General features: G+C 49.9%; 10 protein-coding genes and 2 pseudogenes. 4 read left to right on the top strand and 8 right to left on the bottom strand.

Annotation, left to right across the window (positions count from 1 at the left end):
• The first annotated feature begins 465 nt into the window (after window positions 1–465).
• A complete protein-coding gene (locus tag LU633_RS21805) occupies window positions 466–1,797 on the top strand; it encodes a hemolysin family protein (protein WP_016190796.1) in 1,332 nt (443 codons plus the stop codon).
• Between the two features lie 121 nt (window positions 1,798–1,918).
• Here the strand turns inward: LU633_RS21805 and LU633_RS21810 are convergent, their stop codons facing one another.
• Complete coding sequence (locus LU633_RS21810; RefSeq protein WP_016190795.1) at window positions 1,919–2,125, bottom strand: DUF1107 domain-containing protein; 207 nt, start codon at window positions 2,123–2,125, stop codon at window positions 1,919–1,921.
• A 302-nt stretch (window positions 2,126–2,427) separates the two neighbouring features.
• On the opposite strand from LU633_RS21810, the pseudogene LU633_RS21815 reads away from it, so the two are divergent.
• Window positions 2,428–3,010 (top strand): annotated as a pseudogene (locus LU633_RS21815) (YtfJ family protein).
• Window positions 3,011–3,051: 41 nt separating this feature from the next.
• Here the strand turns inward: LU633_RS21815 and cysQ are convergent.
• Window positions 3,052–3,792: a 3'(2'),5'-bisphosphate nucleotidase CysQ gene (gene cysQ, locus LU633_RS21820; RefSeq protein WP_016190792.1), complete on the bottom strand. Its 741-nt coding sequence runs from the start codon at window positions 3,790–3,792 to the stop codon at window positions 3,052–3,054.
• Between the two features lie 312 nt (window positions 3,793–4,104).
• On the opposite strand from cysQ, the gene LU633_RS21825 reads away from it, so the two are divergent.
• Together LU633_RS21825 and LU633_RS21830 are read left to right on the top strand one after the other, a co-directional pair.
• Window positions 4,105–4,518, top strand: a complete 414-nt coding sequence (locus LU633_RS21825; protein WP_016190791.1) for a hypothetical protein — start codon at window positions 4,105–4,107, stop codon at window positions 4,516–4,518.
• A 146-nt stretch (window positions 4,519–4,664) separates the two neighbouring features.
• Window positions 4,665–5,000 (top strand): annotated as a pseudogene (locus tag LU633_RS21830) (transposase); the annotation flags it as partial.
• Between the two features lie 481 nt (window positions 5,001–5,481).
• Here the strand turns inward: LU633_RS21830 and hflC are convergent.
• The 6 genes from hflC to mutL form a co-directional block, all read right to left on the bottom strand.
• Window positions 5,482–6,492: a protease modulator HflC gene (gene hflC, locus LU633_RS21835; protein ID WP_016190789.1), complete on the bottom strand. Its 1,011-nt coding sequence runs from the start codon at window positions 6,490–6,492 to the stop codon at window positions 5,482–5,484.
• A 3-nt stretch (window positions 6,493–6,495) separates the two neighbouring features.
• A complete protein-coding gene (gene hflK / locus LU633_RS21840) occupies window positions 6,496–7,737 on the bottom strand; it encodes an FtsH protease activity modulator HflK (RefSeq protein ID WP_016190788.1) in 1,242 nt (413 codons plus the stop codon).
• Window positions 7,738–7,804: 67 nt separating this feature from the next.
• Window positions 7,805–9,085: a ribosome rescue GTPase HflX gene (gene hflX, locus LU633_RS21845; protein WP_016190787.1), complete on the bottom strand. Its 1,281-nt coding sequence runs from the start codon at window positions 9,083–9,085 to the stop codon at window positions 7,805–7,807.
• 198 nt (window positions 9,086–9,283) lie between these two features.
• Entirely contained in the window at window positions 9,284–9,595 is a 312-nt protein-coding gene (hfq, locus tag LU633_RS21850; RefSeq protein ID WP_016190786.1) for an RNA chaperone Hfq, read from the bottom strand.
• Window positions 9,596–9,696: 101 nt separating this feature from the next.
• Window positions 9,697–10,647 carry a tRNA (adenosine(37)-N6)-dimethylallyltransferase MiaA gene (gene miaA / locus LU633_RS21855; protein ID WP_016190785.1) on the bottom strand — a complete coding sequence of 317 codons (951 nt, stop codon included), beginning with the start codon at window positions 10,645–10,647 and terminating at the stop codon, window positions 9,697–9,699.
• Window positions 10,640–12,532 (bottom strand): DNA mismatch repair endonuclease MutL, encoded by a 1,893-nt coding sequence (mutL, locus tag LU633_RS21860; protein WP_016190784.1) that lies wholly within the window; start codon window positions 12,530–12,532, stop codon window positions 10,640–10,642. Before mutL ends, miaA begins: the two co-directional genes overlap by 8 nt.
• Window positions 12,533–12,570: the final 38 nt, after the last annotated feature.

The raw sequence follows: 12,570 nt of genomic DNA on the forward strand, positions 1-12,570 counted from the left end.
ATCCGGGTGGGCGCTTCCCTGGCACCATAATGCGGTATGCGTCTCCGGGTAACAGACGGCCTGACGAGACTTCCCTCTATTCACGACAAGCTTTTTAACTTATTGTGTGCAAAGAAACGGCACGATACAACACGTGAACACCAATGAATGTCACCTGATGCTTATTGCTTCTGTATAGTCAGATAAATCTCATACATATTGCACCATGAAGATAAACAGGACGATTAAAGCGCTGTAATTGTATGTCACCACCACCCTGGCTATAATCGCTTACACAGGTCATCTGTTGGCCTGGCTTAATTCTGCTCTGAGTCTTTCGCCTTCTTAGCGCAGACATTTTTGGCACGGATAGCCCACGTTAACCCGACACGCTGTTCAGGCCAAAGATGACAAGCAATAAACTCACGGTCCATTTCAGCCTGTTTATTGGTTAACGCAACTGAACCCGCCATTTATGGATCTTTTATGTTAGATAGCATGCTTCTCATCTTACTGCTGATTTCTATCAGCTCATTTTTTTCCCTGTCAGAAATTTCTCTGGCCGCAGCACGTAAAATTAAGCTCAAGCTGCTGGCAGATGAGGGAAATACCAATGCCCAGCGAGTCCTTAAAATGCAGGAATCACCCGGTATGTTTTTTACCGTGGTGCAAATTGGCCTGAACGCGGTGGCTATCCTTGGCGGTATTGTGGGCGACTCGGCCTTTTCTCCCGCCTTCAGGCAGCTTTTTAACCGTTTTGTTAACCCGCCGCTGGCAGAGCAGTTGAGCTTTATCTGCTCTTTTACCCTGGTCACCAGCCTGTTTATCCTGTTCGCTGACCTTTTCCCCAAACGGCTTGGCATGATTGCACCGGAAATGATTGCGCTGAAAATCATTAATCCTATGCGCTTTTGCCTGCTGATCTTTCGGCCTCTGGTATGGTTTTTTAACGGCGGCGCTAACATTATTTTCCACCTCTTTAAAATCCCGCTGGTGCGCAAAGACGATATTACGTCTGACGATATTTATGCCGTAGTGGAGGCAGGCGCACTTGCCGGCGTCTTACGCAAACAGGAACACGAGCTGATTGAAAACGTGTTTGAGCTGGAATCGCGTACGGTGCCCTCTTCAATGACCTCACGGGAAAACGTGATCTGGTTCGATCTGCACGAAGATGAAGCCAGCCTTAAAGAAAAGATTGCCAATCATCCACACTCCAAGTTTTTGGTCTGTAATGAAGGCATTGACCATATTATCGGCTATGTCGATTCTAAAGAGTTACTGCTGAGGGTGCTGGGCCATCAGAGTATGGCATTAAATAGCGGTGTGCAGATCCGCTCCGCGCTGATTGTTCCAGACACGCTGACCTTATCAGAAGCGCTGGAGAGTTTTAAGACTGCCGGGGAAGATTTTGCGGTAATCATGAATGAATACGCGCTGGTTGTCGGCATAATCACACTGAATGATGTCATGACGACACTCATGGGCGATTTGGTTGGTCAGGGCATGGAAGAACAAATCGTTGCACGTGATGAAAATTCCTGGTTGGTGGAAGGGGGAACACCGATTGACGATGTAATGCGCGTGCTGGACATTGATGAGTTTCCGCAGTCCGGCAACTATGAAACCATCGGCGGCTTTATGATGTATATGCTACGTAAAATCCCCAAACGTACCGATTTCGTCAAGTTTCACGGCTACAAGTTTGAGGTAGTGGATATCGACAGCTATCGTATCGATCAGCTGCTGGTCACCCGGGTAGATGCGCGCCCTGCTGCAGTACTGAATAAACAGGAAGAAGGCACAACGGAAAGTTAGCTAGAGTGGCGGCAGTGCTGAATTTAGTACCAGGCTTGCCGCCAAAATGCTGCTGTAGCAAAGGATTTACGTTCAAGCTTTCCGGGTCAGACCGTCGTAAAGCGCCGCTCATATGACGCTTTTAATTCAACTCGCTTTGCAAACGCAGCACTTGGCGATTCACTTCTGACATCACACTGTAGTGCTGCTTATCTTTGATACGCGGCATCAGAATCCTGCCTTTGTCGAACTCAAATGCACCTACATCTTTAATATAAAACCTACCACGAAACAATATCTTAACGTATTTAGCAACCTGCAGCGGGTTGTATCGCTGAAAAATCTTCATTCCGGCCTTACCCCTAAAAATAAACGCGCGATCTGTCCAAGCCCGGTACATTTTCATCAACGCAAAGTAGATTCACTATAGACCAATAACAGCCTTTGAGGGTCTAAAGTTGATTTTTTACTATTTTTACACGGTATGACAACATCCTGCTTCATCTGAAATATAGCACACAGTATAAAATTTCAATTGTTACTAATTAGCACATATCATTGCATAAATGTTTTGTGACTGCAGCATCATCTGCGCTTATTATTGCAGGAACATGACTTACTGGTCCGATTACTTTGCGTGGAGCCGTTATGATGTCTGTTCGAACGTTGTTTGTGCTGATCGCAATATTGTTGCCGCCCGCCGCCAGCGCACACAATTTTGTTATAGGGCAGCGGATGCCGGTAACAGGAATTGCCAACAAGGGAGAGTTATTGTGGCAGCAGGATAAATTCAGCTATCAACGCTGGAATAGCGCTGAACTGCCCGGCATAATCAGGGCAGTGGCAACATATTGCCAGCCGTTCATCTGCGAAGGAAGAAAACGCTGCGTTAATTGAAGCCATAAAGGCCGCGACGTTGCCTCACGACCGCTATCAGACCACTACGCTGATTAACACAGATGATGCCATCCCCGGTACCGGAATGTTTGTACGCAGTAATATTGAAAATAATAAAAAACAGTTTCCCTGGTCGCAGTTTATTGTCGACAGCAACGGCATCGCAAAAAAGGCCTGGCACCTGGAAAATGAAAGCTCCGCGATTATTGTGCTGGATAGAGCCGGGTACGTTCGCTTTGCAAAAGAGGGTGCACTCAATGCCGATGAGATTCATCAGGTGGTTATGCTGGTAAAGCAGCTGTTACAGCAGGATCTTCACGCATCCGCAGGCCGATGACGACGGTAACCCGACACCAGCCTGTCGGCTGAACGCTCTGCTCAGAAGATAGACACGCGAAAACCGGGGTTGAGAAATGACTCACGAGGCGTGTAGTCCAGCGTTTTGCCCTGCCAGTCATGAACGTGAGCACCTGCAGCGATAGCCACTGCGTGACCTGCACCAGTGTCCCAGATATTCGTAGGTCCAAAGCGGGGGTAGAGTTGTGCTTTACCTTCGGCGACCAGACAAAACTTCAGTGAAGAACCAATTGCGGTAGTCTGGTGTTCCCCCAACTGACTGAGATAGTCCAGAAGTTCACTGTTTGAATGTGAGCGGCTTACCACCACCAGTGGAGGACGGGCTTCCCGCACCTGGATTGACGTTTTATGCCCCCCTTCTTCTTTCCAGGCCTTACCGTTGGCGGCAGAGTACATAATATCCAGTGCTGGCGCATAAACCACGCCAAGCACGGGGCTGCCTTTTTCAATCAGTGCGATATTGACCGTGAACTCTCCATTGCGCTTAATAAACTCTTTTGTGCCATCAAGGGGATCAACCAGCCAGTAGCACTGCCAGTGCTGCCGCACTTTCCAGCTTGCCGGGTCCTCTTCTGAAAGCAGCGGGATGTCAGGAGATAACGCCGTCAGTCCCTGCACAATAACATGATGGGCAGCAAGATCCGCAGCAGTGACCGGCGAGTTATCAGACTTATGAGAAACATCCAGCGGCTGCTGCCCATCATATACTTTCATAATGGCAGTTCCTGCAGTTCGGGCCAGTTGACAGATTTTATCCAGCATTTTCCACCTCCAGTCATACGTGTGAATTGGTATCAGGCATAAATAAATGTGCCAGGGTGATACGCAACACAAAAAACCTGCAACCATCCTGGCATGGCTTCACGCCACAGTCAGATGCTGGCAAATGAGCGTAACAGCAATCAATACCATAACAAATCTCTGCCTGTATGAAATAAAAACCGGGTAGTTTGAGCACGGCCGGTGTTATCCGGGACGCTCTTTCGCTGAGGGAGCAGAATATTGTCAGCGCGACATTATCCTGTTCACGCATAAGGCCATTGTTAGCTGCGGGAATAGCCCGACAAGGGGGAAATGTTAAGTACGCCACCATTGAGGTGGAGGGTCCAGAAAAACGGATCTGAAACAGAAAAACAACCGTACTTATCGGTGTCCTGTCTTTACGGCCTAAACAACGAAGAAATAGAGCGGGCAGGAAAGTATGGAAAAGCGGCACTCGACATAAAAAAAGATGAAGTAAACGCAAAAGTAGCAATCGATACAGTAAAAGAAAAATTACTACATTCAGAGCATGGCGAGCATATAATGGAGCGTTTCCACAATATATTTGACATCAAACCAGGTACAACTGAAGCGACAGAGATATTTAATCTATTCATTGATAGTGCTGAAGGGACAAATAAAGTAATCGAAGAATATATTGCTGATGACTTCAAAAGAATTTGGCTTATGAAATCCAAAGATGATCTTTTCATAGCTGAAACCTGACCCGGCGATCCGCTATGTCGTATGTTTATAAACCTCAAAGAAACTAATGCCTATAAAAATAAAAATTATCTCTGTGGGCTATTACATACCTCTTCGCCAAAAAAATGATATGCCAACGGTTATCCATGAAACATCTCATCAGGGTGCAGGCACTGGAAGTGTTCGCCACTGCCCGGGACAGACGATATCCGCAGATAAGCCGAAGCTGGCAGTCAAACTGGAGCCACCTGGCGACGTTCTTTGCTTACCCGGGAGACATCCGCAAAGTCATCTACACAACCAACGCCATCGAGTCGCTGAACAGCGTGATCAGACATGCGCTCAAAAAACGAAAGATATTCCCGACTGGCGGCCCGGTGAAAAAGGTGGTGTGGCTGGCAATCCAGGCGGCGTCACAGAAATGGACGATGCCGCTGAGGGACTGGCGCATGGCGATGAGCCGTTTTATTATCGGGTTCGGTGACCGCCTGGACGGTCACTTCTGGGACAAGGTATTTACACAGAATCGTGTACAGGGTCCCGAAAACATGGGTAACCGATCCTCACCTCTTAGCAACGTCCACTTACGGTTAAACCCGGTGCGCCGCCCGTATTAATAACGCGGGAGAACGTCCGCTGCACGTTATAAAAAATATTCTGCCGGGAACCCCAGGTTGCCTCATTTTCATACGCGAAGAGAGGCCAATCGCCAGTCCTGTCGATGAAGGGGTGGCTCCATTCCATTCTATTAATGTGCCGCCAGTATCGGTATCTCGCATAACGCTGAAGCCAGCTGCGCTATTCGCCTTCACAGAAGGTCGCTTTAATTGCGTGTGCCAATAGCCTGTCCTGATCTGTAGGGTAATATTCAACGCCACAACAAGGCAGAGCCAAAACCTGTTGATTCCCCCTACAGGACATGTTTTTGTTACCAATAAAAAGTCGGGCATATTGCTATGCCCGGCGGGTGTAAAGCCAGCAGAATTAATGACTATTCGCGCTGGTGGCCGGCGACTTCATAAAGCGGAAGAAATCGCTGTCAGGGCTTAACACCATCACATCCTGATTGCTTCTGAAGCTGTTTTCATAAGCACGCAGACTGCGAATAAACGCATAGAAGTCCGGATCCTGACTGAATGCATCGGCAAATAACTTAGCCGCTTCAGCATCCCCTTCACCGCGCGTAATCAGCGCTGTACGCTGCGCTTCAGCCAGCGTGCGGGTAACTTCATAGTCAGCCGTTGCACGCAGCTTTTCCGCCTCTTCCTGTCCCTGAGAACGCTGACTTCTCGCTACAGCCTCTCGTTCAGCACGCATACGATTGTATATCGCATCAGATACTTCGGTCGGCAGATTAATCTGTTTAATGCGAACGTCCATGACCTGGATACCCAGCGCAGCCATACTGTTAGGATTAACTGCTGGTTCCTTACCGGTCGTCTCGCGATCCACTCGTGCTGCTACCGATGCAATCGCATCATCTGCTGCTGGCGTAGCAACTTCATCATCCTGACCCGAGCTTCCGGTATTCAGCGCACCGCGCACGTCCGTAGTTAAACGTCCACGAGAATCAGTCACGATATCTTTCACATCAAGACGTCCAATTTCTGAACGCAGGCGGTCGCTGAATTTACGCTTCAACAGCACTTCCGCTTGTGAAACATCACCACCGCCTGTTGCAAGGTAGTAACGGCTGAAGTCACTGATCCGCCATTTGATATAAGAATCAACGATCAGATCTTTTTTCTCTTTGGTAACAAAACGATCTGCCTGGTTATCCATAGTTTGAATACGTGCATCCAGCGACTTTACTGATTCCATGAAAGGAATCTTAAAGTGCAGACCGGGTTCATATACCAGCGGTTTATTGTCACCGTCGCGCAAAACCTTACCGAAACGCATCACGATGCCACGCTGGCCTTCCTGCACAGCAAACAGCGAGGCATAAAGCACCACCAGCAAAAAAACAAGCAATAATATTAATGACTTACGCATCATTTACTCTCCCCCTGCGCGCTGGGTATTGTTGCGCAGAGCATTTTCCCGACGCTGATCCATGAAACTGGCCGAATTATTCAACGAATTGCTGTTGCCGGCTGCATCGCCAGGACTCGTGGCTGGTGCCATGCGAAACAGATTGTTGCTGGTGCTCTCCTGCGAGCTTGTTGCCTTAGCCTCCGTCTGTCCACGCATCAGCTGATCCATTGGCAACACCATCAGGCTATTGCCTTTATCATTAACCAGGACTTTACGTGTATGACTGAGTACACGCTCCATGGTTTCGATATACAGGCGTTCACGGGTAATCTGAGGCGCAGATTTATACTCTGGCAGGATGCGCGCGAAACGATCCACTTCGCCCTGCGCCTCCAGAACGGTGCGGGTTTTATAAGCGCGAGCCTCTTCCAAGATACGTTGAGCCTGACCGTTGGCCCTTGGCTGAACCTCGTTGGCGTAGGCCTCGGCCTCACGGACATACTGTTCACGGTTTTCACGCGCGGCAATAGCATCATCAAATGATGCTTTTACTTCTTCAGGTGGGCGTGCCGCCTGGAAGTTAACATCCAGCAGGGTGATCCCCATGTCGTAAGGACGAATGGTTTCCTCCAGTTCACGCTGCGTATCGCTACGCACTACCGTACGTCCTTCAGTCAGAATACGATCCATAGTGGAACGGCCAATAACACCTCGTAATGCGCTGTCTGTTGCCTGACGCAGACTGTCATCTGCACTGGTGACTGCAAACAGATAACGCTCCGGGTTCGTCACGCGATACTGCACGTTCATCTCCACCCGCACCACGTTTTCATCCGAGGTTAACATGGTGCCAGAAGCCGCCAGTTCGCGCACGGATTCGACATTCACTGCACGAACCTCATCGACAAAGGTGGGTTTCCAGTTCAGACCCGGCTCCACCAGATGACTAAACTTACCAAAACGGGTCACCACGCCACGCTCTGCTTCTTTAATGGTATAAAAACCGCTGCCAGCCCATATCACTACGGCAGCAGCAACGACAATACCTGTTGCGCGGCTGCCAAAGCCGGGAGTTTTCTGCCCATCGCTTTTGCCACCGCCAAAACCACCCAGCTTTTTACTCAGCTTGCGAAAAATATCATCCAAATCAGGAGGTCCGTTATCCCGTGCTCCTTTATTGCCCCCGGAGTTGCCGCCTTGATTGTTGCTGCTCCCCCACGGGTCGCGGTCCTGTCCGTTGTTACCGGGCTGATTCCACGCCATGTTTATACTCCATTAATAGTGTGTGCGGTGTTGTCCCAACGTCGGGACAGGTATCAGGCAAAATCGGCTAAATAATGTAATTCACCAGCTCAGGTTCCTGTTTACACAGTCGCCGCCAGTCGACAACTGGCATACGTACGGCCAAACCTACGCTGCCGTCGTCTTCATTCCACTCTTTTACGATTGCCTGCAATTGATAAAAACGACTGCGTAGCCGCCCGGTTTCTGGCGGCAAACGCAATTTATATTCGGCAATCTCACCGGCCAGACGCTCAGTTAACGCCTGAAACAGCAGTGGAATGCCCTCACCAGTTTGCGCGGACAGCCAGACGCGAACAGGTAAATTCTCTTCGTTACGATCAATTCTGGGAACAAAGTCCTCCAACATGTCGATTTTATTCATGACTTGCAGGGTGGGGATTTCATCTGATTCTATTTCTGTCAGAACCTCTTCCACCGCCGCGATATTTTCATTAATACGCAGATCGGCTGCATCAATCACATGCATCAGCAGCATGGCCTGACGGGTTTCCTGCAGAGTTGCTTTGAAAGCGGCAACCAGATCGTGCGGCAGGTGACGGATAAAACCCACCGTATCAGCTAACACCACCTCACCCACATCGGCGACATCAATCCGGCGCAGCGTCGGGTCCAGCGTAGCGAAAAGCTGATCGGCAGCATAGACATCTGCCGAAGTCAGGCGGTTAAATAAGGTCGATTTACCTGCGTTGGTGTAACCAACCAGCGATATCGTCGCAATATCCGCTTTGTGACGAGCCTGCCTGCCTTGTTCTCGCTGCTTTTCCACCCGCTCCAGGCGAGACAGGATCAGAGTAATACGGTTGCGCAGTAAACGACGATCGGTTTCAAGCTGAGTTTCTCCCGGCCCACGAAGCCCGATCCCCCCTTTCTGACGTTCCAGATGGGTCCAGCCGCGAACCAAACGGGTAGCAAGGTGGCGGAGTTGAGCCAGCTCCACCTGCAATTTACCTTCATGGGTACGTGCGCGCTGGGCAAAAATATCGAGAATTAACCCGGTACGGTCAATCACGCGACATTCACACAGCTTCTCCAGATTTCGTTCCTGAGCGGGACTCAGTGAATGATCGAACAGCACGACGGAGGCACCACTGGATTTCACTGCTTCAGCGATCTCGATGGCCTTCCCTTCGCCGACAAAATATTTAGGATGTGGCACCTTACGGCTGCCTATGACCACACGTAACGCACAGACACCCGCGGAAGAGGCCAGACTTTCAAATTCCTGAAGGTCTTCCGTGTCTTTTTCCTGGGAAAAATAAATGTGTACCAGTACGGCCTGCTCACCAGCATCATAACGGTCAAACAAACTAATAACCTCTCAGAACCTTGTTGCAGCTGCTGCGCAATGGCCACTCCAGGCGAAATCAGAGTCAAAATAAGTGTAAAAAGACATTGCTCAGAACAGGTTCTCACCCGTTATAACGCAAAGGATCAGACCATACTAATAAAACTTATCAGGACGGGTGACGGGTAAATCAACAAAAGCCCGCCCCGAAAAGTGTACTTATTCTGCGTCCTCACCATCTTGCTGAGGCTGAGAAGAAGTCCCCTGATTATTACCGCCATGATGATAGTTATTGCTTCCGCCACCCGTATTATTACTATGATGGGAAACCGGACGGGACGGAACGACGGTGGAAATCGCATGCTTGTAAACCATCTGGCTCACCGTGTTCTTCAATAAAATAACAAATTGATCAAACGACTCGATCTGACCCTGCAGTTTGATACCGTTTACCAAATAAATCGAAACCGGAACACGTTCACGACGCAATGCGTTCAGGAACGGATCTTGCAATGATTGCCCCTTAGCCATTCTATCTTTTCCTTAGTATGTTTGTTGTTTACTACTTGAGGGCCTTAGCCCTGAAATACTACGTAAAAATTCGCGCACAATAACCTATCAATTGTACACAATCACCCAGGCTTCGCACTAAGAACCTGTAGCACCGTCGCCAAAGCGACCTCAGGGTGTTCACTATCAAGCCAGTGCACACTCTCCCAACCACGAAGCCAGGTCATCTGGCGTTTGGCCAGTTGTCGGGTTGCACAAATTCCCCGATAAACCATCTCGTCGTAATCAATGTCGCCCGCCAGATATGACCACATTTGGCGGTAACCAACACAGCGAACAGAAGGCATATCCGTATGCAAATCACCACGTGCATAGAGCGCCCGGGCTTCTGTTTCAAATCCTGACGTCAACATTTGCTGAAAACGCAACGCAATGCGCTGGTGAATAAGTTCGCGTCGCTGAGAGGCAATCGCAAACTGAATTACATCATACGGTAGCACTTCACCCGCAGTGTTAGTCAGTTCCGTTAAAGTTTGACCCGAAATAAAAAAAACTTCCAGTGCTCGCGAGAGCCTCTGAGGATCATTCGGATGAATACGATTTCCGGCAACCGGATCAATACGACACAACTGGCGATGAAGGGCATCCCATCCTTGTTCCAGCGCCATCAGCTCAATACGCTTACGCACCTCAGGATCTGCCGGGGGCAACGGCGATAATCCATCCAGTAATGCTTTGTAATAGAGCATCGTGCCGCCGACAAGCAATGGAACTCGCCCGCTACGGGTAATATCCGCCATTTCAGCAAGGGCATCCCGACGAAATTCCGCTGCAGAATAGGCCTCGGCGGGATCGCGAATATCCAGCAAACGATGAGGTGCAAGCCGCTGTTCTTCAGGGGACGGTTTAGCCGTACCAATATCCATTCCCCGATAAATCAGCGCAGAATCCACGCTTATCAATTCGACTGGCAGTCGCTGACGCAAAGCAATAGCCAGCGCGGTTTTGCCAGAAGCAGTGGGACCCATCAAAAAAATAGCCTTTGGCCGGCCAGCCTTACCTGTTTCAATCATGCTTCAGGGCGTTCATCGCCTGTTCAATATCAATATGTTGCAATAATTCAGAGGGTGGCGATGTCGTGAGTTGCGGGCAAAGCCTTTCGACTTCAGCCAGTAGCGCTATCGCCTGCGAGTGATTCCAACCTGTCTGTTGTACTGCCGTAGAACGTGCCAGCCATTGCGCTACCTGGGTTGCCGACACATCATGATGTCGGGCGAGATAGCCTAGCAGTTCTGGAATCAAGTTTTGTAAATTTTGTTGCCGCAATGGTAAAGGCACACCGCGCAGCGTCACATGCTGCTCATCGGACAAAAGCTCGATTCCCATGTATATCAGCAGGGTAGCGTAGCGTTCTAACGCAGCATGTTCTGACTTTTCCAACTTTATGCGCACCGGAATCAGCAGCGGCTGTGCCTTCAGGCCATCTTTACCTGGTGCCAGCTGTGCCTCCTTTAGTCGACGCTCCGCAACCGTCAGCGAAATCAGTGCAAGACGCTCTTGTCCTTCGACCAGGGCATAAACGCCCTGCACGACCGTCAGCAAACGTCCAAAACTCTGACTGTGACCACTTAACGGAGCCTGACCGACATCAGCTGGAGCATCATCATGTTGCGTGGAAACGGCATGACGATTTGTCTCATCAGGTAGCACCGGGGTTTGCAACAATTGCTGATAGGCACTGCCCTCACGCTTTTGATAAACGGGGGTTTGTCGCTGCCAGCGCTCCTGAGACGTGCCAGCATCCGCAGATATCACGGGCTGATAACGGGGGGGCTGACTTTCCTGAACAACCGACGTTTTTGGTGCAGGCGGAACTGCAAAGCGGTTGGCGCCCGCTGCCTGACGGTTCTCTGGTTGCCACCCCACTATCGGCTCATCCCTCTGCGTAAGGGTTGCAGCAACGGTTTGTTGAAGCGCAGTGCTTACGCCCTGATAAATGAAATCATGTACCAGCCGCGATTGATGAAAGCGCACCTCATGTTTCGCAGGATGTACGTTGACATCCACCTGATGAGGATCGATCTGCAAATAGAGTACATATGCCGCCTGGCGATCATCCGTTAACTTGTCCTGGCAGGACTGACGAATAGCATGATTGATCAGACGGTCGCGCATCATACGTCCATTGACGTAACAGTATTGCAAATCACTCACGTTGCCTGAGGCGGTCGGATCGACAACCCAGCCATTCAGGCTCAAATCGCCATGTTGCCATTCAATTGCCAACGCATGATTAAGAAAAGTGGTGCCGCAAATCGAACCTAAACGCCGCTCACGCTGGCTGGTTTCACTTACCGCGCGATATTGACGCACCAGCTTACCGTTATGACTGAGCGAAAAGGAAACATCAAAGCGTGCCAGCGCGATACGACGAATGATTTCGTCAATATGGGTAAATTCGGTTTTCTCAGTGCGCATAAATTTACGCCGAGCGGGCGTATTGTAAAAAAGATCCAGCACCTCTACGGTAGAGCCAGGCGGATGAGCCGCCGGTTTGATGCTCACCGCCATGTCGCGTCCTTCTGCATACGCCTGCCAGGCTTCATTTTGGTCAGCCGTGCGTGAGGTCAGCAGCAGGCGTGATACCGAACTGATACTGGCCAGCGCTTCGCCACGAAACCCCAGACTCATAATGGCCTCAAGATCGTCCAGCGTGGCGATTTTACTGGTAGCATGACGAGCCAACGCCATTGCCAGGTCTTCTTTGCTAATACCACAGCCGTTATCACGAATGCGGATCAGTTTTGCCCCGCCTTTTTCAATCTCGATATCAACTCGCGTCGCCCCGGCGTCCAGACTGTTTTCCACCAGCTCTTTAACCACTGATGCGGGACGCTCCACCACTTCACCCGCGGCTATCTGATTAGCCAGTTGAGGAGGTAACACCTGAATCGGCATAGTAAAGTTCCTTGCTGTTTATGAAAGCACCTTTGCCA

It is taken from the genome of Erwinia tracheiphila, from assembly GCF_021365465.1.
GTDB classification, from domain to species: Bacteria; Pseudomonadota; Gammaproteobacteria; order Enterobacterales; family Enterobacteriaceae; genus Erwinia; species Erwinia tracheiphila.